This is a genomic window from Streptomyces sp. HNM0645 (assembly GCF_030056615.1).
Classification (GTDB): domain Bacteria; phylum Actinomycetota; class Actinomycetes; order Streptomycetales; family Streptomycetaceae; genus Streptomyces; species Streptomyces marianii.
Map to the genome: position 1 here is coordinate 15566 of NZ_JASHLT010000030.1, position 20055 is coordinate 35620.

General features: G+C 72.9%; 15 protein-coding genes and 2 pseudogenes. 8 read left to right on the plus strand and 9 right to left on the minus strand.

The window, feature by feature from the left end; translation table 11 throughout:
* Positions 1–89: 89 nt before the first annotated feature.
* Positions 90–1265, minus strand: coding sequence for a thiolase C-terminal domain-containing protein (locus QMZ92_RS21320; protein ID WP_283298985.1), 1176 nt, complete (start codon positions 1263–1265; stop codon positions 90–92).
* 132 nt (positions 1266–1397) lie between these two features.
* Between QMZ92_RS21320 and QMZ92_RS21325 the strand changes: the two genes are divergently transcribed.
* Together QMZ92_RS21325 and QMZ92_RS21330 are read left to right on the plus strand one after the other, a co-directional pair.
* Positions 1398–2684, plus strand: coding sequence for an acyl-CoA dehydrogenase family protein (locus tag QMZ92_RS21325; protein WP_283299045.1), 1287 nt, complete (start codon positions 1398–1400; stop codon positions 2682–2684).
* Positions 2684–3175 (plus strand): nitroreductase family deazaflavin-dependent oxidoreductase, encoded by a 492-nt coding sequence (locus QMZ92_RS21330; RefSeq protein WP_283298986.1) that lies wholly within the window; start codon positions 2684–2686, stop codon positions 3173–3175. The genes QMZ92_RS21325 and QMZ92_RS21330 overlap by 1 nt, the downstream gene beginning before the upstream one ends.
* 400 nt (positions 3176–3575) lie before the next feature.
* Here the strand turns inward: QMZ92_RS21330 and QMZ92_RS21335 are convergent, their stop codons facing one another.
* Positions 3576–4223 (minus strand): TetR family transcriptional regulator, encoded by a 648-nt coding sequence (locus QMZ92_RS21335; RefSeq protein WP_283298987.1) that lies wholly within the window; start codon positions 4221–4223, stop codon positions 3576–3578.
* Between the two features lie 271 nt (positions 4224–4494).
* On the opposite strand from QMZ92_RS21335, the pseudogene kbpA reads away from it, so the two are divergent.
* A pseudogene (gene kbpA, locus QMZ92_RS21340) lies at positions 4495–5283 on the plus strand (AfsK-binding protein KbpA); the annotation flags it as partial.
* A gap of 345 nt (positions 5284–5628) precedes the next feature.
* Positions 5629–8019, plus strand: a complete 2391-nt coding sequence (gene afsK, locus QMZ92_RS21345; RefSeq protein ID WP_283298988.1) for a protein serine/threonine kinase AfsK — start codon at positions 5629–5631, stop codon at positions 8017–8019.
* 57 nt (positions 8020–8076) lie between these two features.
* Here the strand turns inward: afsK and QMZ92_RS21350 are convergent, their stop codons facing one another.
* From QMZ92_RS21350 to QMZ92_RS21370, 5 genes are all read right to left on the minus strand, one after another.
* Entirely contained in the window at positions 8077–8781 is a 705-nt protein-coding gene (locus tag QMZ92_RS21350) for a hypothetical protein (protein WP_283298989.1), read from the minus strand.
* Between the two features lie 397 nt (positions 8782–9178).
* The gene (locus QMZ92_RS21355) at positions 9179–9637 is read right to left on the minus strand and encodes a GNAT family N-acetyltransferase (RefSeq protein ID WP_283298990.1); all 459 of its coding nucleotides are present in this window, start codon (positions 9635–9637) and stop codon (positions 9179–9181) included.
* 281 nt (positions 9638–9918) lie between these two features.
* The gene (locus QMZ92_RS21360; RefSeq protein ID WP_283298991.1) at positions 9919–10698 is read right to left on the minus strand and encodes an enoyl-CoA hydratase/isomerase family protein; all 780 of its coding nucleotides are present in this window, start codon (positions 10696–10698) and stop codon (positions 9919–9921) included.
* Positions 10698–11144 carry a Zn-ribbon domain-containing OB-fold protein gene (locus QMZ92_RS21365; RefSeq protein ID WP_283298992.1) on the minus strand — a complete coding sequence of 149 codons (447 nt, stop codon included), beginning with the start codon at positions 11142–11144 and terminating at the stop codon, positions 10698–10700. The genes QMZ92_RS21360 and QMZ92_RS21365 overlap by 1 nt, the downstream gene beginning before the upstream one ends.
* Before the next feature lie 8 nt (positions 11145–11152).
* Positions 11153–12301 (minus strand): lipid-transfer protein, encoded by a 1149-nt coding sequence (locus tag QMZ92_RS21370; RefSeq protein ID WP_283298993.1) that lies wholly within the window; start codon positions 12299–12301, stop codon positions 11153–11155.
* Positions 12302–12373: 72 nt separating this feature from the next.
* Between QMZ92_RS21370 and QMZ92_RS21375 the strand changes: the two genes are divergently transcribed.
* A complete protein-coding gene (locus QMZ92_RS21375) occupies positions 12374–13945 on the plus strand; it encodes a FadD3 family acyl-CoA ligase (protein ID WP_283298994.1) in 1572 nt (523 codons plus the stop codon).
* A 64-nt stretch (positions 13946–14009) separates the two neighbouring features.
* Here the strand turns inward: QMZ92_RS21375 and QMZ92_RS21380 are convergent, their stop codons facing one another.
* Both QMZ92_RS21380 and afsR read right to left on the minus strand, forming a co-directional pair.
* Positions 14010–14249 (minus strand): hypothetical protein, encoded by a 240-nt coding sequence (locus QMZ92_RS21380; RefSeq protein ID WP_283298995.1) that lies wholly within the window; start codon positions 14247–14249, stop codon positions 14010–14012.
* A 200-nt stretch (positions 14250–14449) separates the two neighbouring features.
* Positions 14450–17413: an SARP-family global regulator AfsR gene (gene afsR / locus QMZ92_RS21385; protein ID WP_283298996.1), complete on the minus strand. Its 2964-nt coding sequence runs from the start codon at positions 17411–17413 to the stop codon at positions 14450–14452.
* Positions 17414–17596: 183 nt separating this feature from the next.
* Between afsR and QMZ92_RS21390 the strand changes: the two genes are divergently transcribed.
* The 3 genes and pseudogenes from QMZ92_RS21390 (at position 17597) to QMZ92_RS21400 (ending at position 20027) form a co-directional block, all read left to right on the plus strand.
* Complete coding sequence (locus tag QMZ92_RS21390) at positions 17597–18817, plus strand: amidohydrolase family protein (protein ID WP_283298997.1); 1221 nt, start codon at positions 17597–17599, stop codon at positions 18815–18817.
* Between the two features lie 79 nt (positions 18818–18896).
* Positions 18897–19127: pseudogene (locus QMZ92_RS21395) on the plus strand (hotdog fold domain-containing protein); the annotation flags it as partial.
* A gap of 303 nt (positions 19128–19430) precedes the next feature.
* Positions 19431–20027 carry a hypothetical protein gene (locus tag QMZ92_RS21400; protein WP_283298998.1) on the plus strand — a complete coding sequence of 199 codons (597 nt, stop codon included), beginning with the start codon at positions 19431–19433 and terminating at the stop codon, positions 20025–20027.
* Positions 20028–20055 lie beyond the last annotated feature (28 nt).

Below are 20055 nucleotides of genomic sequence, written 5' to 3' on the forward strand. Positions count from 1 at the left end.
CCCGCGCCCGCCCCGGACGCGCGGGAACCGGCCGGACGAGCGGGGCCGTTCGTGCCCCCCGGACCGGGCCCGTACCCGCCCCGTGCCGTTCAGCGGCCCAGTACCACCGTCCCCGACGAGCAGAACCAGCCGCCCGTACCCGAGGCCACGGCCAGTTCCGGGACGCTGCCGTCGGCCCGCCGCACCTGGTGGCCGCCCGCCTCCCCGCGTAGTTGGCGTACCGCTTCGACCAGCAGGAATAGCCCGCGCATGCCCGGATGGCAGGCGGACAGCCCACCGCCGTCGGTGTTCACGGGCAGCTCCCCGTCCAGCCGCAGCCGCCCCTTCTCCACGAACGCCCCTCCCTCTCCCTTGGCGCAGAAGCCCAGGTCCTCCAGCGTCACGAGGGTCATGTAGGTGAAGGCGTCGTAGACCTCGGCGATGTCGACGTCCCCCGGCCGCACGCCCGCCCGCTCGAACGCCAGCCGCCCGCTCACCGCGGCCGGGGAGACCGTGAAGTCGTCCCACTCCGACATCGTCGTGTGGGACACGTGCTCCCCGCTGCCGAGGACCCACACCGGAGCCTTGGCGGCGTCCGGGACGTACTCCTCCGCGACGATCAGCACCGCGCAGCCGCCGTCGCTGCGGACGCAGCAGTGCAGTCTGGTGAACGGGTCGGCGATGACGGGCCCGGACAGCACGTCGTCCACGGTGATCGGGTCGCGGAACATCGCGTCCGGGTTGCGGGAGGCGTTCGCCCGTGCCTGGACGGCGACTTCGGCCAGTTGCTCGGCCGTCGTCCCGTACTCGTGCATGTGGCGCCGGGCGGCCATGGCGTACTTGGCGATCAGCGTGTGCCCGTACGGCACCTCGAACTGGAGCGGCCCGCGGGCCCCGAAGGAGAGGTTGGAGGTGCGCCGCCCCGCGCGGACGTCGGCGCGGGCCGTCGAACCGTAGACGAGGAGCACGGCGTTGGCGTGGCCCGCGGCGATGGCGTCCGCGGCGTGTGCGGCCATGACCTCCCAGGTGGCGCCGCCGACGGAGGTGGAGTCCACCCATCGCGGCCTGAGTCCCAGGTACTCGGCGACCTCGGCCGGGGCGAGGGTGCCCAGCCCGGCCGAGGCCAGGCCGTCGACGACGTCGCGGCCGAGCCCCGAGTCGGCGAGGGCGCGCCGTGCGGCCTGGGCGTGCAGTGCGTACGGGGTGGGGCCGTCGACGCGGCCGCAGTCCGAGAGGGATATGCCGACGACGGCGACCTTGCGGGGGCGGCGCTGACTCCATGGCATGGATCTGACGGTACATCAGATATGCGGGGCGGCGGTACGGCTCGTCGCACGAGGCCGCCGCTCGCTCCACTCTGGGCTTCTGTCGCCACCACCCCTAACATGACGACCCGTCAGAAGTCGAGGGGAGACCCGATGGACGCCGCGTTCACCCCGGAGCAGTCCGAGATCCGCCGCACCCTGCGCGCCGCCCTCTCCAAGGGCGGACCGCCGGGACCGCCCGAACGCGACGGCACCGGCTCCGCCGCCGGGGCGGGGCCCGGTTACGACCCCGGCCTGTGGGCACGGCTCGCCGACCCTCTCGGCCTGCCCGGACTCGCCCTCGACGAGAAGTACGGCGGTGCCGGCTGCGGCACCACGGAGCTCGCCCTCGCCTCCGAGGAGACCGGCCGGGCGCTCGTACCGCTGCCGCTGTTCGCGACCTCCGGACTCGCCGCCCCCCTGATCACCGCGCTCGGCACCGAACGGCAGCGTGCCGAGCTCCTGCCCGGCATCGCCGGCGGCTCCCTCACCGCCGCCCTCTGCGTACCCGGCACCGCGCTCGCCACCGCCCTCGCCCTCACCGGCGGTGACGCGCACGGGACCTGGGCCGGCGGCGGCCGCGCCGGCGGCATCCAGGCGCGGCCCGACGGCCACGGCGGCTGGCGGCTCTACGGCGAGGCCGAACAGGTCCTCGACGGACACAGCGCCGGACTCCTCCTCGTCGCCGCACACACCGGCGGCTTCACCCGAGGCCGCACCCTCCTCTTCCTCGTTCGGGCCCGGGACGCCGACGGGCTGCGCCGTACCCGGTGGACCGCGCTCGACGAGACCCGGCCGCAGGCCCGCGTCCAGCTCCGCGACACCAGGGCCGAGCTGCTCGGCGACGATCCCGGCGCGGACGTGCCCGCCGCGCTCGCCGCCACCGGCCGCACCGCCGCGGCGCTGCTCGCGGCGGAGGCCGTCGGCGCGGCCGCGGCCGTTCTGGACCGCACCGTGGGGCACGTGAAGGACCGGCAGCAGTTCGGCCGGGCCGTCGGCTCCTTCCAGGCGGTCAAGCACCGCCTCGCCGACCTGTACGTGAGCGTCCAGGCGGCCAGGTCCGCCGCGTACTACGCCGCCTGGGACCCCGGCGAGGGCACGCTCGCCCTCGCGCAGTGCCTGGAGGCGCTCCGGACCGTCGCCGGTGAGGCGATCCAGCTGCACGGCGGCATCGGCTTCACCTGGGAGCACGCGGCCCACCGGTACTTCAAGCGGGCCGCCTCCGACGAACTGCTCTTCGGGCCCGTCCACCGGCTGCGCGCACGGGCGGCGGAGGCGGCGGGCCTGTTCGCCCCGGCGGCCGCTGTCCCCGCAGCCCCGGCGGCCGGGTTCGCCGACGGGCCCCGGGGCGGGGTCGGGGCGGGACCCCGGCCGGGCGCGCGAGAGGCGGCGGGCGTCTGATGCGCACCGGGATCCGCATGGTCCGGAAGATCTCCTCGACCCGCGCCTTCGCACGGCTCGCCCCGCACGTCATCCCGGCCATGGACCGGGCCGTCCACCGGATCACCGGGGGCAGGGTGCTGCCCAGCGCACGGATGCTGCCCGGGCTCGTGCTGACCGCGCACGGCGCGAGGACCGGGCTCCCGCGCCGCACACCACTCGCGTGCATGCCGGAGGAGGCGACCGGCACCTGGATCCTCGTCGGCTCCAACTTCGGCCGGCCGGGCCACCCGGCATGGACGGGCAACCTGCTCGCGCACCCCGAAGCGGAGATCAGCTGGCGGGGCGGGGACGTGCCGGTCCGGGCGGAACTGCTGACCGGCGAGGAACGCGCCGCCGCCTGGGGCGCGGCGCTCACGTTCTGGCCCCCGTACGCGACGTACCAGGCGAGGATCGACAGGGAGATCCGGCTGTTCCGGCTGACGCGGCGGAACACCGCGGAGGGCGACTGACGCCACAGGACGGCGCGGGACGGTGCGGGCGCGCACCCGACCGTGCGGAGCGGCCGCGACGGACCTGCCGGGACGTACCGGCGGAGGGACGTGGGTCCGTGAAGGGGCGCGTGCGGATCGGCGGAGGGGCGTCCCCGGCCGGTGCGGGCGTCCGCGGTCCTGCGGGCTGGCCGGTCAGGGCGTACGGGCGAAAGGTGCGACGGCGAAGGGCGTGCCGGTGCAGCGCGGGCCGACGCGGGCGCGCCGTGCCGGGGGGAAGGTGTGGCGGCGAAGGGCGTGCCGCGAGGCACGGTCATGACGGCGACCGAGCTTCCGCTGCCGACGGCCGCGTGGCCGGAAGTGAACGGGCTTTCCTGTGAAAGGACTTGGCGCGAGCGCGCCCGTCATCGCGGCCCGTCCGCTACTTCGTCGGCTTCCTGCCCGTGATGCCCAGGTGCACCAACAGCGCCAGGTTCGGCCTCAGTTCGGCCTGCTTGACGCCCCAGGTCTGGAAGCCCTTCTGGTGCGAGGCCACCGAGGCCAGCATCGCGACCAGCGAACCCGACACCGCCATCGGGCTGACGTCCTTGTCGACCTTGCCCTTGGACTGGAGCTCCTTCACCCCGTCCGCAAGGGAGTTGGTGACCGAGTTCAGGATCTTCATGCGGAGCTTGTAGAAACGTTTGTCGCCCTCGGCAGCGCCGAGGTCCACCACGCGGAGGATCGCGTCGTGCTTGCGCCAGAAGTCGAGGAATCCCTCGACGAGTTGCTCCGCGGTCTGCCAGCCCGCCTTGCCGACCCAGGACCGGCCCGCGACCAGGTCCGTCAACGCGGCCCCCTCCGTGGCCATTTCCTCCGCGAGTTCGAGGACCGCGCCCTCGACGTCGGGGAAGTACTGGTAGAAGGTCGCGGGCGAGGTCCCCGCCTTCCGGGCCACATCGATGACCTTGACGTCCCGGTACGGCGAGGAGCTGAGCATCTCGCTGAGACAGTCGAGCAGCTTCTGCCGCGTTGCCTGTCCGCGACGGCCGGCGACCCGGCCGTCGACAGTGCGTACTTGTCCTGTCATGCCGTCAGCTTACCGAGGGGTGATCGGCGCGCGATTCGGCCGACTGCAAATGGGGTGCTCCCGCCTCGTCCCCCGGGTGGGCCAACAGTGTTATCAACAGCCTGTGGATAATTTCGGTGGACAACTCAACGAACGGGCTCCTCTGCGTGCGGTGCATGCCGCAATCCGATTGACTGTGACTGACGTCACACCCCGTGTCGAGGGCTCTGCGCCGCGGAATCCGCACCAGGAACCCGCCCCGCGGAACCCGCGCCGAGGAAGGGGCCGGACCATGGCCGCATTCACCGAGGGCACGCCCTGCTGGGTGGACGCCCAACTGCCCGACCTCGAAGCGGGCAAGCGCTTCTACGGCGAACTGTTCGGCTGGACGTACAGCGAGAAAAGCGCTGATCACGGCCCCTACCCGCACTACACCGACGCCCTCCGCGACGGAAAGGCCGTCGCCGCCCTCGCCTCCAAGAGCGACGGCCGCATGCCCACCACCTGGGGCGTCTACTTCGCCACCGGCGACGCCGCCGCCACCGCCCGGCGGATCAGGGACGCCGGCGGCCAGGTGATCACCGCCCCCACGCCCGTCGACGGCCTCGGCACCGTCGTCCTCGCCGCCGACCCCGCGGGCGCCGTGTTCGGCCTCTGGCAGAAGGGTGAACGCGACGGCTTCGCCCTCCGGGGCGAGCCCGGCTCGTTCTGCTGGACCGAGGTCTACACCCGCGACAAGAACGCCGTCGACCCCTTCTACCGGGAAGTATTCGGCTTCCAGGGCACCCCGCTGCCCGACGACACCGTCGACTACCTGATGTGGTCGCCCGCCGGGGCCGAACCCGGCGGGGACGCCGCCGTCGGGGCCCGCAGCGTCATCACCGACGCGTTCCCCGTGGAGATGCCGGGCCACTTCCTCGTCTACTTCGCCGTCGACGACACCGACGCCACCGTCGAACACGCCGCCCGGCTCGGCGCCCGCGTCACCGCACCGCCGTTCGACATCCCCTACGGACGTATGGCCGTCCTCGCCGACGACCAGGGAGCCGCCTTCGCCGTGCTGGCGGAGCCCGGGCCCGGGCGGCCCCTCGGACGGGCATCCGGGGGCATCATCGAACAAAAGCTCGTCCGGCCGTCCGGGCGGACGGCCGGACCCGACGCGGAACCGCCCGGAGGCGGCCAGGCCGGACCGCGAACCGAACACCCGGACGGCCCCGCCCCCGAACGCGGGCCCGACACCCCCGGCCCGCCCACCGACTGAAGCCGCCGAACCCACCGAACCCGCCCGCCACACCCCGGCAGCCCGGCAAAATAGCCCGAGACACCCCGATACCGCCCCGGGTTCGCAACCGCGCCCTCCGGCAGGAACAATCAGGTGGCGACGGGGCCGTACCTACATGGCCCCTACGGGGAGGTGGCAGGCGAAGTGGAGCAGCTGACGCAGCACGACCCGAGGCGGATCGGCCCCTTCGAGGTGCTGGGACGGCTCGGAGCCGGCGGCATGGGGCTGGTCTATCTCGCACGGTCGGCGTCCGGCCGGCGCGTGGCGATCAAAACGGTGCGCACGGAGCTCGCCGAGGACCAACTGTTCCGCGTCCGCTTCACCCGCGAGGTCGAAGCGGCACGAGCGGTCTCCGGCTTCTACACCGCGGCCGTCGTGGACGCCGACCCGCGCGCCGCCGTGCCCTGGCTCGCCACCGCCTACGTCCCCGCCCCCTCCCTCGAGGAAATAGTGAACGAGTGCGGACCCCTGCCCGCCCAGGCGGTCCGCTGGCTGGCAGCCGGAATCGCCGAGGCCCTCCAGTCCATCCACGGCGCGGGCCTGGTCCACCGCGACCTCAAGCCGTCCAACGTCCTCGTCGTCGAGGACGGCCCCCGTGTGATCGACTTCGGTATCGCGTCAGGCGTCTCCAACACCCGCCTCACCATGACCAACGTCGCCGTCGGCACCCCCGCCTACATGTCGCCCGAGCAGGCCCGCGACTCCCGCAGCGTCACCGGCGCCAGCGACGTCTTCTCCCTCGGCTCCACCCTCGTCTTCGCCGCCACCGGACACGCCCCCTTCCACGGCGCCAACCCCGTCGAAACCGTCTTCATGCTCCTGCGCGAAGGCCCCGACCTGGCCGGACTCCCCGACGAACTGCGCCCCCTCATCGAATCCTGCATGCAGATGGACGCCGCCCTCCGGCCCAGCCCCGAGGACCTCCAGGCACAACTCGCACCGCACCTGTTCTCCTCCGGCGGCGACGACAGCGGCACCGCCTCCGCCTGGCTGCCCGGCCGCGCCGTCTCCCTCATCGAGGACCGCCGCGGCGGACGACTGCCCGGCACCGGCGGCCCCGCAGCCCGGCCCCGCCCCCACACACCCCCCGCACCCCCCAGGCCCGAACACGCCCCCGTCGCCGCCCGGCACACCCGCGGACCCGACCCCCGCAACACCGCGCCCGTCCGCCCCCAGCACGCCCCGCCCGGCCCCGACCACGGCCCCGTCCGGCTGCCCGGCGCCAAGGTCCCCATCGGCCCCGGCCCCCGCGCCGCGGCCGACGCCCGCCCCGACGCCGTCGACGCCGGCCCCGCCACCGGCTGGGTCCGCCCGCCCGGCGGAGAAGCCGCCACCAACGCCATGACCGCCGCCCCGCCCGTACCCGCACCCACCACACCCCCGGACACCGGCCCCGCACGCTGGCGCCCCTGGCGCTTCCGCATGTCCAACGACGTCTGGGGCACCCCCGTCGTCGACGGCGACCTCCTCTACGTCACCTCCTTCGAGGTACACGCCCTCGACGTCGCCAGCGGCCGCCGCCAGTTCAAGACCCGCGACGTCGCCTGGGCCATGACCGTCCACGGCGGACGCATCCACGCCTCCGACGGACCCACCCTCTACGCCCTCGACGCCAACGACGGCGGCGAACGCTGGCGCGCCCAGACCGACGCCTGGGTCTACTCCCTCAAAGCCGCCCGCGGCACCGTCGTCACCGCCACCCGCGGCGGCGGCGTCCAGGGCTGGGAAGCCTCCAACGGCGAAAAACTCTGGGAGATCACCGGAGCCCAGAGCGACTTCGAAACCCCAGAAGCCGGACCCGCACTCCGCGACGACACCGTCTACGTGTGGCGCAACGCCCGCCTCCAGGCCCTCGACGCCCGCACCGGCACCGAACGCTGGTCCTACCCCGTCGGCGACGCCGCCTCCTGCGGCGGCGCACCCGTACGCGTCACCCAGGCCCCCGACGGCTGCACCTACCTCGCCGCCGGCACCCGCGTCCTGTGCGTCGACACCATCACCGGCCACGTGCGCTGGCACTTCGAAGCCCCGGCGGTCTTCCTCTCCCCACCCGCCTTCGCCCCCGGCCCCGCCGTCACCGGCGGCGGCGTCTACCTCGCCGACTACCTGGGCACCGTCTACGCCCTCGACGCCACCACCGGAAAGGACCGCTGGCGCATCGCCACCGAGGCCCGCCAGTCCGTCGAACCCGTCCTCGTCGCCGACGGCAGCGTCCACGTCGGCAGCGGCAGCGCCCTCTACACCCTCGACACCGTCACCGGCACCCCCAGATGGAGGTTCGCCGCCGGCGGCGAGGTCACCGGCAGCCCCGTCGTCGCCGACGGCCGGATCCACTTCGGGTCAGCCGACCACGTGCTCTACACCCTCGACGCGGCCGGCGGACAACTCCGCTGGAAACTCGCCACCGGCGGCGAGATCACCGGCTCACCCGTCGCCCGCAACGGCGTCGTCTACGCCTGCTCCAAGGACCGCTGCGTCTACGCCCTCGACGCCGCCAAGGGAACCGCCACCGGTCGCACCACCGCACCCCGGTAACCTCGGCGGATCCGCGGCCGGAAGCCACCCGGCCCCCGGCCGGGACGGACGCCAGAACTACGGCCCGCGACCCTCGTCACGGAACGGATCCTGAGCCGGACCCGCACCGTACGGGTCCCGCCGAGGCTGCCGCGGCCCCGACCCGTACGGCGGAGGAGGCGGGTACGTCGGCAACCGCTGCGTGTCGTCCGGCTCCGGCGACCACGCGTACGGACCCGTCTCCTCCGGCGGGTACGCACCCGGATCCCCCGGGTAGCCGGCCGGATACGCCCCCGGATCCCCCGGCGGATAACCGGCCGGATCCTCCGGCGGACCGTCGTAGCCCGGTTCCTCGAACCCCACGACCCTCGGCGCACGCCCCCGCATCACGACCGCCGCCAGCAAGAGCAGAAGACCGCCGCCCAGCGCCGCCGCGACCCCGTCACCCAGCCCCGGCAGATCACCCCCCACCGACAGATAGCCCGCCGCCTGACCCTGGCGCACCATCCACAGGACCGTGAACCCCAGCACCACCAGCCCCGCCAGCGCCACCAGCAACCGCGACCGCAGCACCACACCGAGCAACGCCACCAGCGCGGAGAACGCATACGGCAGCGCGATCGACGACATGACCTCCGTCTGCGCGTCCGTGATACCGCCGAACAGATCCTGGATCCGGTAGTCGATGCCGAGACGGCCGTCGAACCAGACACGGAAGGGGCCGCATACGGCGACCGCCGCTCCGGCGAGAGCCAGGACCGACCCGACGACGTTGCGGACCATGGCCGGCCTCCTCTCCGCAGCACGACGCTACGCCCGTGGTACCCCGATCGCGACCCTTGAACCGGCCCCCGCCCCGCACCCGCCCCACCCGGGGACGGGGCCCGCCACGGGCAGTACCGGCACACGGTGCTCACCTTCCATACGGCCGACCGGGCGTCCCGCACTCACCACCAGCCGCCGCAATCACCCCCACCCGCCCCACCGCACCCCGTCGCCACATTGGTGACCGCCCCACCGAGGAGAAGCCCGTGCCCGCCCGTGTTGCCCGGCGTTGAAAATGCCGACGAAGGCGGCGTTCACGGTGCCGACGACGTGTGATGGCGACGCCCCGCCAGCGGGGGTGCGGGCGGGGCGGTCGTCGGTGAGGTGTCGTTTTCGTCGGCAAGGTGCCGGTGATTCAGCGGGTGACCTCGTCGGCCTGCAGCCGGAGATCGAGCCAGGGGATCGTCTCGCCCGGCAACAGGTACTCGTCGATCTCCACGAATCCGCGCTGCTGTGCGAAGCGGAGGCCGTCTGTGTTGGATGCCAGTACCACTGTCTCGATGGCCTCGGCGCCGAGTTCCCTCGCCTGCGCGAGACCACGCTCATAGAGTTCTGCACCGAGACCCCGGCCGCGGTGGTTGGGGAGGACACGAGCGATGACGGTCGCCACGGGTGTCTCGCTTGTGGGTGGGCGAACCGTCGTGCATCCGATCAGGGTCTTGTCGAGATAGGCGACCTCCAGAACGTTGTGCTGAGAACGTTCGCGCACCTCGTCGAGCGACCGGTGGTGCGTGGGGATGACGAGGTTGTGGACGTACTGCCAGTCGTGGACCGTGGCGTCGCCGTCCACCTTTTCGATGCGAAGGCGGGACATCGGGCCAGCAAACCCGCAGGTGGCAGTCCTCGTCAACAGCGATACGGGGCCATGCCTCTGCCGCGCAGACTGGACGCCCAGTCGCCGACCACCTCGCTCACGGCGCGGGCGGCGGCCCCGTCGACGAGGCAACTGCCGGACCTCCATGACGCAGGGCGCCCAGGCACGCGGTCCCGGGACCAGCGCTTCCCGGGGTCCTGCGACCAGGCGATGGGAAACGCAGCTTCCGCCGGCCCCGGAAGGCCCGGCAGACGCGCGCCCACCGACCGCGAGCCATGGCGTCAGCGCAACCGGAACCCCGCCCGGCGCGCGGCGAACAGCTCCGCCTGCCGCTCCGGCGGCAGGTTCCCCAGCGTCACCAACTGCGGCGCGTGCGCCAGCGCCTGCGCGCGGACCGCCTCCTTCGCCGACCACACCGCACGGACCGTCCCCTGTACCGCCTCCGTCGGATACGAGGCGATCACCGCCGCGCAGCGCACCGCTGCCTCCACCTCCTCGCCGGGCGGGGCCAACTCGCTGACCAGCCCGGTCTCGTACGCCCGCCGGGCCGACAGCCGCTCGGCCGTGCCCATCAGCGCCGTCCTGGCCACCTCCCCGAACGGCATCCGCATCGCCATGTACACCGACTCGTACGCGCTGACCATGCCGTACGTGGTGTGCGGGTCGAAGAACACGGCGTCCTCGGCGGCGACCAGGAACTCCGCCTCACCGAGCAGATAGAACGCGCCGCCGCACGCCAGCCCGCGCACCGCGGCGACCACCGGTTTCCACAGGTCGTTCGCCTTCGGCCCGATCCGCACCAGCGGATCGTCCACCGAGTACGGCGACGCCGGCTGGGGCACGACGGCGGACCGGTCGACGCCGGTGCAGAACGCCTTCCCGCCGGCGCCGGTGACCACAACCGCGCGCACGGAGTCGTCGAAGCGGAACCCGTGCCAGACGCCGGACAGTTCCTCGGCCATGGCCAGGTCGACGGCGTTGTGCCGATCCGGCCGGTCGAGGGTGACGACGGCGACCCCGGACTCCTCGTCCCGCTCCACCCGCACGCCGGACCCCGGCATCACCGCTCCAGCAGCCAGCGCGGCACGGCCACCCCGCCACCCGCCACCGTGAACGCCACCCGCACCGGGGCCCCGACGCGCAGCCGAGCCGGGTCGACCGAGTTCAGCGGGGCGTCCGCGGAGGCCACGACGTTCCCGACCAGCCGGATGTGGGGGGCGTCCGCGAGTTCGACGACGACCGTGTTGTACGGGGCCTGCTCGGCGTAGCCGGGGAGTAGCGGGGGGTGCGGCAGGACGTACGACCAGATCCGGCCGCGGCCGCTCATGCGCCGCCAGTCGCTGTCGAAGGACTGGCAGCGGGGGCAGCAGGGACGCGGAGGGAAGCGCAGCTCGTCGCAGGAGGAGCAGGCCTGGACGCGGAGCTGTCCTTGCGCGGCGTACTCCCAGAAGGGAGCGCCGTCCTCGTCGATGACGGGTGTCAGATACCCGGAATCAGAATCTGTCATCTGTCAGTTCAACTCCTCAGAAGCAGCGCCGAAGTCGGGACACCCTCGCCCGCCGTCACCAGACACGTCGACGCATCCGGCACCTGCGCCGTGGAGACGCCGCGCAACTGCTTCACGCCCTCGTTGATCAGGTTGAATCCGTGGACGTACGCCTCGCTGAGCCCGCCGCCCCCGGTGTTGAGTGGGAGTCGGCCGCCGATCTCCAGGGCGCCTCCCTCGGTGAACGGCCCGCCCTCCCCGCGCCCGCAGAAGCCGTAGCCCTCCAGTGACAGCGGGATCAACGGGGTGAACGCGTCGTAGATCTGGGCGACGTCGACGTCCCGCGGTGCGAGGTCGGCGGTCTTCCACAGCTGCCGGGCCGCGGTCCAGGCGGGCCCGGTCAGCGGGTCGTCGTTCCAGTAGTTGACCATGCCGTGGTGCTGGGCGGGCAGGCCCTGGGCGACGGAGTGGATGTAGACGGGCCGGTGGCGGCAGTCGCGGGCGCGCTCGGCGCTGACGACGACGCAGGCCAGCGCCCCGTCCGTCTCGAGGCAGTTGTCGAAGAGGCACAGCGGTTCGCTGATCCAGCGTGCCGTCATGTACATCTCGCGGGTCAGCGGCCGCTCGTACATGATCGCGGCCGGGTTCTGGTTGGCGCGGTTGCGGCAGGCGAGGGCGACGTTGAAGAGGTGGTCGCGGGTGGCGCCGTACTCGTGCATGTAGCGCCGGGTGAGCATGCCGATCTCGTCCGCCGGCCGCAGCAGCCCGAAGGGCCGGGTCCACTGCCCGGGGGTGGGCAGCTGTACGGAGGTGTTCTTCCAGGGGCGGGGTCCGGAGCCGCGCTTCCGGGAGCGCCAGGCGACGCCTACGCCTGCCTGCCCGGTGGCGATGGCCGCGGCGAGGTGGGCGACGGTCGCGCAGGAACCGCCGCCGCCGTATCCGACCTTGCTGAAGAAGGTGACGTCCCCCGCGCCGATCGTCTTGGCGATTTCGACCTCGTCGGTCTCCTCCATGGTGTAGGAGGCGAAGGCGTCGACCTCGGCGGGGCTCACGCCGGCGTCGTCGAGGGCGGCGAGGATGGCCCGGCAGGCCAGGGTCTTCTCGGATGCGGGGAGGTGTTTCGCGAAGGCGGTCTGCCCGATTCCGGCTATCGCGGTCGCGTCCTTGAGGGTCGCCATGCGGGGGAGCGTACAGGTAATCTGACGGGTAGTCAGCTACTGGGGCGCAGTCGACGGCGGGAGGTTCGGGCTATGCGCGGCGACCTGGAGTGGGGCTCCATCCCGAGGCTGGTGCGGAGTGCCGCGGAACGCCATGGAGGCCGGGAGGCGGTGGTCGAGGGCCGTACCCGGGTGAGCTACGCCGAGTTGGGCGAACGCGTCGAACGTGCGGCCGCCGCCTGTGTCGCCGCGGGCGTGGAACCGGGCGACCGGGTGGCCGTCTGGGCGCCGAACACGCTGGAGTGGATCGTCTCCGCCCTGGGCGCGGTGTCGGCCGGCGCGGTGCTCGTGCCCCTCAACACCCGGTTCAAGGGCACGGAGGCGGCGTACGTCCTGGCCCGTTCCCGGGCGAGGCTGCTGTTCGTCACCGGCACATTCCTCGGAACCTCCTACGTGGCCTCGTTACGGCGTGCCGAGGTCGAACTGCCGCACCTGGAGCAGGTGGTGGTGTTCTCGGACAGCGCGCCGGAGGAATACCGCACCTGGAAGGACTTCCTCGCGGGCGGGGACGCGGTGCCGGTGTCCCGGGTGCGTGCCCGGGCCGACGCGGTGGTGCCGTCGGATCCGTCGGACATCGTCTTCACCTCGGGCACGACGGGGGCGCCGAAGGGAGCGGTGATCACTCACGCGCAGACGCTGCGCTGCTATGCCATCTGGGCGGAGCTGGCGGGCCTGCGCCAGGGGGACCGCTATCTGATCGTGAACCCGTTCTTCCACACCTTCGGCTACAAGGCGGGGATCGTCGCGTGTCTGATGCGGGGTGCGACGATGGTGCCGCAGCCGGTGTTCGGCGTGGACACGGTGCTGGCGAACATCGCGTCCGAGCGGATCTCGGTCCTGCCGGGCCCGCCGACGCTCCACCAGTCCCTGCTGGACCATCCGGCCCGGGACGCGTACGACCTGTCGGCGCTGCGGCTGGTGGTCACGGGGGCGGCCGTGGTGCCGCTGCGTCTGGTGGAGCGGCTGCGGGAGGAGCTGCGCATCGGGACGGTGCTCACGGCGTACGGGCTGTCGGAGGCGTCGGGCATCGTGACGATGTGCCGGCGCGGCGACGACCCGGCCACGATCGCGTCGACGTCGGGGCGGGCCATTCCGGGCACCGAGGTGCGGGTCGGGGCCGGGCCGGGGGAGCCGGGGGAGATCCTGGTGCGCGGGCACAACGTGATGCAGGGGTACTTCGAGGATCCGGTGGCCACGGCGGAGGCGGTGGACGCGGACGGCTGGCTGCACACGGGCGATGTGGGGGTCCTCGACGCGGCGGGGAACCTGCGGATCACCGACCGGATCAAGGACATGTTCGTCGTGGGCGGCTTCAACGCGTATCCGGCGGAGATCGAGCAACTCCTGGGCGTGCACCCGGATGTGGCGGACGTGGCGGTGATCGGCGTGCCGGACGGGCGGCTGGGCGAGGTGGGGAAGGCGTACGCGGTGCGCCGGGCGGGTTCGACGCTGACGGCGGACGATCTGATCGCCTGGGCGCGGCGGGAGATGGCGAACTACAAGGTGCCGCGGTCGGTGGAGTTCGTGACGGAGCTGCCGAGGAACGCGGGCGGGAAGGTGCTGAAGACGGAACTGCGGGCGCGCGCCGAGGCGCACGCCCGCTGAACGCACCGCGGCCGCGGCGGCTCCCCCTCCGCGCCGCCGCGGCCGCTCCCCGTCGTGTGCGGTCTCAGGGCTTGGGGGGCGCCGGCAGGTGGTTGTCCATGGTGGTGATGCCGCCGTCCATGGGCGGGGCCGGCAGGTGGTTGTCCATGGTCGTCACGGTGGTGCTGTCCTGCGTGGTGGCGCCGCCGTCCTTGGGCGGGGTGGGCAGGTGGTTGTCCTGCTTGGTGGCGCCGCCGTCCTTGGGCGGGGCCGGCAGGTGGTTGTCCATCGTGACGATCTCTTCGATCTTCTTCTCGGCGCTCATGGTGCTCAGCTCCCCGTTTGTTCGAGCCAGTTGAAACCCCCGTTCGGCGACTCCCCCGTGGGTCGCCGAACGGGCGTTTCGGGACTGCTCACCTTAGTGGTGAGCCTCTCGCGACCCGTCTGCCCCCCGTTGCGACGGACCGTTGGCTAGAGACTGCCGGACGGGCATAAACGAATGCTGAACGACCCGATTCGTGCAGTTCAGGCGGCTGTCGCCGGTGTCAGGAGGGCCTTGAGCCGTTCGGCGTCGCGGGCGCCGGTCTGCTCGTAGTAGGCGAGTGCCTCCCGCCAGCAGGCGCGGGCGCGGTCGGTCTGTCCGAGCGCGTGGAGGGCTTCGCCGAGGGTGGTGAGAATGCTGGCGCGCATGCGTTCACCGCCCATGTAGCCGCTGGCAAGGGCTTGTTCGGCGTGCTGCGCTGCCTGGGCCGGCTTGCGGACGTTGAGGTGGGCCTGGGCGATGCGGAAGTGTGTCGTCCCTTCCCAGAGCCGCTGGCGGTCTTTGATGAAGATCTGGAGTGCCGCGGCGAGTTGCTCCAGTGCCTCGGCGGTGCGGTTCGCCTCCGTGAGGGCGACTCCGAGGGCGTAGCGGCCGTTGGCGAGCCGGACGGTGAGTCCGAGTTTGTCGTAGATAGCCACACCTTGCTGGGCGAGGTCGATTGCCTCGCCGGTGCGTCCGAGGAAGAGGTGTACGCGGGAGAGGTTGCACAGGGCGCTCGCCGCGCCGGGAAGGTGGCCGTCGGCGCGGGCGCGTTCGGCGGCGTTCACGAGGTGCTGTTCGGCTTCTTCGTAGCGGCCGGTGGCGGCGGCGGCGATGCCCTGGTCGTTGTCGGCCCAGTAGAGGGGCGCCGGGTCCTGGGCGCGGGTGGCCAGCTCCCGTGCGGTGCGGGCTTCTTCGTCGGCCTGTTCGTATCGTCCGGCGACGAGGTGGACGTTGGTCAGGGCGGTGCGTACGCGCCCTGCGGCGTGGGGGTCGTCCGCGGCGAGGGTGGCGTCGCGTGCCGCGAGTGCCGTGGATTCGTACTGCTTGCTGTTGGCGCCGGACTCGGCGAGGTCCTTGGCGGCCCACAGCAGGTCGACGGCGCGGCGCAGCCGGGTGCCGACGAAGGACTGGCGGGCGCAGGCGAGGAGGGAGTTGGCCTCGCGGTAGAGCCAGTCGAGGGCTTCGTGGCGGTCGGTGAAGGCGAGTCCGGCGTACACGGTGGAGGCGAGGTGGTCGACGAGCCGGTCGCCGGGCCGTTCGAGGGCGAAGACGCGGGCCGTGGTGGCGAGGTAGAAGTCCAGCAGCCTGGACAGGGCGGCTTCGCGTTCCGCCGGGGGTTGTTCGTCTCGTTCGGCGCAGGCACGCGCGTAGAGGCGGACGAGGTCGTGGAAGCGGTAGCGGCCGGGGGCGGCGGATTCGAGGAGTGAGGTGTCGACGAGGGCTTCGAGGAGGTCTTCGGTGTCGTGTTCGGGGAGCCCGAGGGTGGCCGCGGCGGCGGTGAGGGAGATGTCGGGGCCGTCGGCGAGGCCGAGGAGGCGGAAGGCGCGGGCCTGGGCGGGTTCGAGCTGGCCGTAGCCGAGTTCGAAGGTGGCCTTGACGGCGAGGTCGCCGGCCTGGAGTTCGTCGAGGCGGCAGCGTTCGTCGGCGAGTTTGGCGGCGAGGACGGACACGGTCCAGGTGCGGCGGGCGGCGAGGCGGGATGCGGCGATGCGGATGGCGAGGGGGAGGAAGCCGCAGGCGGCGACGACGTCGAGGGCGGCTTCGCGTTCGGCGGTGACGCGTTCTTCGCCGACGATGCGGGTGAAGAGCTGGAGGGCTTCGTCGGGGGACATGACGTCGAGGTCGACGAGGTGGGCTCCGGCGAGGTCGACCATGCGGACGCGGCTGGTGACGAGGGCGGCGCAGCCGGCGGTGCCGGGCAGCAGGGGCCGGATCTGGGCGGCGTCGCGTGCGTTGTCGAGGAGGACGAGGACGCGGCGGCCGTCGAGGAGGGAGCGGAAGAGGGCGGCGCGTTCGTCGAGGGTGTCGGGGATGGCGGTGTCGGCGGTGCCGAGGGCGCGGAGGAAGGCGCCGAGGACGGTGTCGGGTTCGGCGGCGCGGGCGCCGGCGCCCTGGAGGTCGACGTAGAGCTGTCCGTCGGGGAAGTGGGGTTTGGCTTCGTGGGCGACGTGGACGGCGAGGGTGGTCTTGCCGACGCCGCCGATGCCGGCGAGGGCGGAGACGGCCATGACGGAGCCTTCGGCGGAGGCGAGGTGTCGGCCGAGTTCGAGGACGAAGGAGGCGCGGCCGGTGAAGTCGGGGACCGTGGCGGGGAGTTGGGCGGGCCGTGCGGGTTGGGGGGTGGCGGGGGCGGGTTGTTCGGCGGGCCGCGCGAGTTCGGCGTCGGCCTGGAGGATGCGCTGCTGGAGGGTGGCGAGTTCGGGGCGGGGGTCGACGCCGAGTTCGTCGGCGAGGAGTCGTCGGGTGTCGGCGTAGACGGCGAGTGCCTCGGCCTGGCGTCCGCTGCGGTAGAGGGCGAGCATGAGGAGCTCGCGCAGGCGTTCGCGCAGGGGGTGTGCGGCGGTGAGGGCGGTGAGTTCGGAGACGGCTTCGGCGTGGCAGCCGACGTCGAGGTCGAGTTCGAGGCGGGTCTCCAGGAGTTGGAGGCGCCATTCCTCGAGGCGGGCGCGCTGGGTCTCGGCGTAGGGGCCGGGGACGGAGGCAAGGGGTTCGCCGTCCCAGAGGCCGAGGGACTTGCTGATGAGGACGCGGGCCTGGGAGCGGTCGCCGCCGGCGCGTGACTTCTCGGCTTCGGCGACGAGTTCCTGGGCGACCTGGAGGTCGAGGGTGTCGGCGGGGATGCGGACGGCGTATCCGCCGGATTCGCTGACGAGGACGCCGGGGTCGAGGACTTTGCGCAGGCGTGAGGCGTAGGTGCGTACGGCTGCGAGGGCCTGGGAGGGCGGGTCCTCGCCCCAGATCGCGTCGATGAGTTCGGCGGCGGTGGCGGTGCGGCCCTCGCGGAGGAGGAGGGCGGCGAGGAGGGCGCGCTGCTGGGGTGATCCGGAGGGGAGTGCCTGTCCGGACCGCCAGGCGCGGACGGGTCCGAGCACGCTGAAGCGCAGGTGCCCGTCGCCGTCCGACGGGTCCGGAGTCCGCGGCTCCGGAATGTCTGGCTGTGCGGAGGGCCCGTCTTCGCGGTGCATCGCTACCCCCTGCCGGTACCGCCTTCGTCCCGCTTCGTGTCGCTCGTGTCGCGGGTTCGCCCCCGACAGTCTGCCTTGTGGGGGCCTGCCTCGTCAGCAAGGGGTGATGCTCTGCACAGGATCTGCCGGATCCCGCCCACCGCGGAGCTGACGATCCGTCAGATCGGCGCTACCGTGGGAGGCATGGAGACCTTCCCGAAGATCATCTCGGTGGACGACCACACGGTGGAGCCTCCCGGCGTCTGGCGGGACCGGCTCCCTTCGAAGTACCGGGACAGCGGCCCCCGTGTCGTCCGCGCGCCGCTGAAGGAGATGACGTTCCTCGGCGGCAGGTTCGCCCCCGTCATGGGGGCGCCGGGCGACGAGGGGCCCGTGGGGGACTGGTGGGTGTACGAGGATCTGCACCGGCCGCTGACCAGGCTCGACACCGCCGTCGGCTACGACCGCGACGAGATCAGGCTCGAGGTCATCACGTACGAGCAGATGCGGCCCGGTTCGTACAGCGTGCCGGACCGGCTGGCCGACATGGACGTCAACCACGTCCAGTCCGCCCTGTGCTTCCCCACCTTCCCCCGCTTCTGCGGTCAGACGTTCACCGAGGCGAAGGACCGTGAGCTGGGGCTGCTCGGGGTGCGCGCCTACAACGACTGGATGGTGGAGGAGTGGTGCGGGCCCGAGGCGCGGGGACGGCTGATCCCGCTCACCCTGATCCCGCTGTGGGACGCGGAGCTCGCCGCTGCCGAGGTGCGGCGCAACGCGGCACGCGGGGTGCGGGCGGTGGCGTTCTCGGAGATTCCGCCGCACCTCGGGCTGCCGTCCGTCCACACCGACGCGTGGGACCCGTTCCTGGCGGCGTGCGACGAGACCGGCACGGTCGTGGCCATGCACATCGGCTCCTCCTCCCGGATGCCGTCGACGTCCGCGGACGCCCCGCCCGCCGTCGGTTCCACCATCACCTTCGCCAACTGCTGCTTCTCGATGGTCGACTGGCTGATGAGCGGCAAGTTCGAACGCTTCCCGAATCTCCGCGTCATGTACGCCGAGGGGCAGATCGGGTGGATCCCGTACATCCTGGAGCGCGCGGACGTGGTGTGGGAGGAGAACCGCGGCTGGGGGGGTGTCGCGGACAAGGTGCTGCGCCCGCCGTCGGAACTCTTCGCGGAGCACGTCTACGGCTGCTTCTTCGACGACGCCTTCGGCCTGCGGAACCTGGACGCGATCGGCGTCGGCAACGTCCTGTACGAGACGGACTACCCGCACTCGGACTCCACCTGGCCCAAGTCCCGCGAGGTCGGCGAGGCCCAGATGGGGCATCTGGCGCCCGACGTGGTGGAGCGGATCGTGCGCGGCAACGCGATCGAGCTGCTGGGGCTGACGGAGGACGGGCTCTGGGCCGGTCCGTGATCCCCCGGCGCGGACGGGCGCGCGGCCGTCGCGGTCGATGGCGTGGACATCGGCCCGCGGCCGTCGCCACCATCGGGACATGACGCTCACTCCGGCCGAAGCCGACAAGATCCTCGCCGACAACTTCGCCCCCTGGGTGCTCGACCTCGGTCTGACCGTGGTCGGAACGGGCGAACTGCACGCGATCCTCCGCCTGCCGTGGGCGGATCGGCTGGCCCGGGAGGGCGGCGCCCTGTCCGGCCAGGCGCTGATGGCGGCGGCCGACACCGCCACGGTGATCGCCGTGTCCTCGGCCCGGGGCGGTTTCGTTACCGGCCACAGCACCTAGGGGTGGGGCCACACCGGCCACAGCACCTAGGGGTGGGGCCACGTGGCCGCTCGGGTGGGCCGTCTAGGGTTCCGCTGTGGGGTCCGCCGTCGGCTCTGCCGTGGGTTCCGGGCCGGCCGGTCCCGGCTGTCCGTGGAAGCCCGTCGCGGCGGTGCGCGGCTCCACGGGGAGACGGGCACCGCCGGGAGCGGGCCGGACCGGCGTTCCAGGGTCGCCCGGCCCGTGGACGGCCCCCGTCCGCGGTGGTGCGGGACGCGGCGGGACGGCCGCGGGAGAGTGGGAGCGGTGGCGCAGGCGGGAACGCACGGTACGGGGCTCGACGAACTGCTGCGTCTGGTGCGGCGCCGGAGCCCGGCCTCCGTACTGGCCTGGCTGGGCGGCAGAATCGGGGCCGACGTCGCATGGGTCGGCAGGACGGGCTCGGTCGACGCGGCGACACCCGGCTTCCCGCCCGGGGTCGCCCGCGTACTGCCCGAGCACACCGCACCCCTCGCCGGCGGTGGGCTGGCCGCGGCCACCACGCACCTGGACGGCCGGGAGGTGCGCCTGGAGGCGTTCGGCGGCCGGGCGCCGCGCCCGGTGCTCGTGACGGCCGCGTCCGCACCGCTGCCGCGCGACTCGGCGGTGCTCGCCTCGCACGCCGGCGGCCTCCTCGAGCTGCTCGACCGGGTGGGGGAGGCCGACGAGAACGCCCGCGGCTACGAGGCGAAGTCCCGCCAGCTGCGGTTCGCGGTGCTCACCGCGCTGATGAGCGGCGATGTCACCCTGGCCCGGCGCATGACGACGGGCGACGTGCCGCCGCTGCTGGGCGCGGAGCGCGTACGGGTCCATCTGCTGCACTGCACGCCGGCCGACCGCGACCGGTTGACCCGGACCATCTGATCTGCCCCATCGCCGAGGGCACCGAGCC

Coding starts and splice junctions, on each gene's coding strand:
- QMZ92_RS21320 (WP_283298985.1), bottom strand. CDS start 1,265: ATGCCATGGAGTCAGCGCCGCCCCCGCAAGGTCGCCGTCGTCGGCATA.
- QMZ92_RS21325 (WP_283299045.1), top strand. CDS start 1,398: ATGGACGCCGCGTTCACCCCGGAGCAGTCCGAGATCCGCCGCACCCTG.
- QMZ92_RS21330 (WP_283298986.1), top strand. CDS start 2,684: ATGCGCACCGGGATCCGCATGGTCCGGAAGATCTCCTCGACCCGCGCC.
- QMZ92_RS21335 (WP_283298987.1), bottom strand. CDS start 4,223: ATGACAGGACAAGTACGCACTGTCGACGGCCGGGTCGCCGGCCGTCGC.
- QMZ92_RS21350 (WP_283298989.1), bottom strand. CDS start 8,781: ATGGTCCGCAACGTCGTCGGGTCGGTCCTGGCTCTCGCCGGAGCGGCG.
- QMZ92_RS21355 (WP_283298990.1), bottom strand. CDS start 9,637: ATGTCCCGCCTTCGCATCGAAAAGGTGGACGGCGACGCCACGGTCCAC.
- QMZ92_RS21360 (WP_283298991.1), bottom strand. CDS start 10,698: ATGCCGGGGTCCGGCGTGCGGGTGGAGCGGGACGAGGAGTCCGGGGTC.
- QMZ92_RS21365 (WP_283298992.1), bottom strand. CDS start 11,144: ATGACAGATTCTGATTCCGGGTATCTGACACCCGTCATCGACGAGGAC.
- QMZ92_RS21370 (WP_283298993.1), bottom strand. CDS start 12,301: ATGGCGACCCTCAAGGACGCGACCGCGATAGCCGGAATCGGGCAGACC.
- QMZ92_RS21375 (WP_283298994.1), top strand. CDS start 12,374: ATGCGCGGCGACCTGGAGTGGGGCTCCATCCCGAGGCTGGTGCGGAGT.
- QMZ92_RS21380 (WP_283298995.1), bottom strand. CDS start 14,249: ATGAGCGCCGAGAAGAAGATCGAAGAGATCGTCACGATGGACAACCAC.
- afsR (WP_283298996.1), bottom strand. CDS start 17,413: ATGCACCGCGAAGACGGGCCCTCCGCACAGCCAGACATTCCGGAGCCG.
- QMZ92_RS21390 (WP_283298997.1), top strand. CDS start 17,597: ATGGAGACCTTCCCGAAGATCATCTCGGTGGACGACCACACGGTGGAG.